This window comes from Kitasatospora sp. NPDC004289 (assembly GCF_053602875.1).
The window spans coordinates 1-1,991 of the sequence record NZ_JBSGEL010000180.1; the positions used below are offsets into that span (position 1 = coordinate 1).

At 75.4% G+C, this 1,991-nt stretch carries 2 pseudogenes; one reads left to right on the plus strand and one right to left on the minus strand.

Annotated elements, in window-relative coordinates:
* A pseudogene (locus ACWEPF_RS39885) lies at positions 1-93 on the minus strand (NUDIX domain-containing protein); the annotation flags it as partial.
* Here ACWEPF_RS39885 and ACWEPF_RS39890 point away from each other — a divergent pair.
* Positions 86-1,991, plus strand: a pseudogene (locus ACWEPF_RS39890) (type I polyketide synthase); the annotation flags it as partial. The pseudogenes ACWEPF_RS39885 and ACWEPF_RS39890 overlap by 8 nt on opposite strands.

Genomic DNA, 1,991 nt, shown 5'->3' on the forward strand with positions numbered 1-1,991 from the left:
CGTGTCGAACGCCACCACCGGCCCGAGCTCCACTCCGGTCAGCCCGGTCTCCTCCGCCAGCTCGCGCAAAGCCGCGTCGCGCAGCTCCTCGCCGGCCGACGGCACCGGCTGGGCGGAGGGCGTGGGCCTGCTGCTCGTCGAGCGGCTCTCCGACGCGCGGCGCCACGGGCACGAGGTGCTGGCGGTGCTGCGCGGCAGCGCCGTCAACCAGGACGGCGCCTCCAACGGCCTGACCGCGCCGAGCGGCCCGTCCCAGCAGCGCGTCATCCGGCAGGCGCTGGCCCAGGCGGGCCTCGCCGCCCACGAGGTGGACGCGGTGGAGGCGCACGGCACCGGCACCACGCTGGGCGACCCGATCGAGGCCCAGGCCCTGATCGCCACCTACGGGCAGGAGCGCGACGCCGAACGCCCGCTCTGGCTCGGCTCGGTGAAGTCCAACATCGGCCACAGCCAGGCCGCGGCGGGTGTCGCGGGCGTGATCAAGTCGGTGCTGGCGATCCGCCACGGCGTGCTGCCGCGCACCCTGCACGTGGACGAGCCGTCCCCGCACGTCGACTGGTCGGCGGGCACGGTACGGGTGCTGACGGAGGACCAGCCCTGGCCCGCGGTGGACCGTCCGCGCCGGGTCGGCGTCTCGGCCTTCGGGGTCTCCGGCACCAACGCGCACGTGATCATCGAGCAGGCGCCGGAGGAGGCTGCGGTGGTCGTAGCCGCCGAGGCCCCGGCCGTGCTGCCTTTCGTGCTATCCGCGCGGACGCCGGAGGCCTTGGTGGCCCAGGCCGACCAGGTCGCCGAACTCGCCTCGACGGCCGACCCGTCGGCGGTCGCCCAGTCGCTGGTGACCGCGCGGGCCGCGCTGGAGGAGCGCGCGGTGGTGCTCGTTGGCGTCGAGGCGCTGCGCGCGCTGGACGGCCCCGGGGTGGTGCGCGGGACGGCCGGCTCCGGTGGTCTGGCGTTCCTGTTCTCCGGGCAGGGCAGTCAGCGGGTGGGCATGGGGCGGGAGTTGTACGCCGCCTTCCCGGTCTACGCGCAGGCCTTCGACGCGGTGGCCGAGGCGCTCGGCCTGCCGCTGGCCGAGGTGATCGAGAGCGGCGAGGGTCTGGACGAGACGGGGTGGACGCAGCCGGCACTGTTCGCGGTGGAGGTCGCGCTGTTCCGGCTCTACGAGTCCTGGGGCGTGCGGCCGGACCTGCTGGCCGGGCACTCGATCGGTGAGCTGGCCGCCGCCCACGTGGCGGGGGTGCTCTCGCTGGCCGACGCCGCCGCGCTGGTGGCGGCCCGGGCCCGGCTGATGCAGGAACTGCCGGGCGGCGGTGCGATGGTGGCGGTCGAGGCCACGGAGGCGGAGGTCCGCGAGGTCCTCGTGCTTGGTGCCGAGATCGCGGCCGTGAACGGCCCGCGCTCGGTGGTGGTCTCCGGTGACGCCGAGGCGGTGGCCGCCGTCCGCGAGCGGTTCGCCGACCGCCGCACCAAGCAGCTGAAGGTCAGTCACGCCTTCCACTCCGCTCACCTGGACGGCATGCTGGCCGACTTCGGCCGGGTGGCCGCCCTGCTCAGCTACAGTGCGCCGCAGATCCCGGTGGTCTCCAACCTGACCGGTCGGATCGCCACCGCCGCCGAGCTCACCGACCCGCAGTACTGGGTCCGCCAGGTCCGGGAAGCGGTCCGCTTCGCCGACGTGATCGGGGAGTTGGCCGCCGAGGGCGTCACCACCTTCGTCGAGCTCGGACCCGACGGCACGCTCAGCGGCCTGGTCGGCACCATCCTGGAGGAGCCCGTCACGGCCGCCGCGCTGCGCCGCGACCGCGAGGAGACCGAGACCGCCCTGACGGCGCTGGCCCGGATCCACGTCCAGGGCCACCAGGTCGACTGGGCCGCGCTGTTCGGCGGCGGCCGCCGCCCGCAACTCGACCTGCCCACCTACCCGTTCCAGCGCCGCCGCTACTGGCTGGAGCCCGCTCGCCGCACCGCCGACGCCGGCGGCCTGGGCC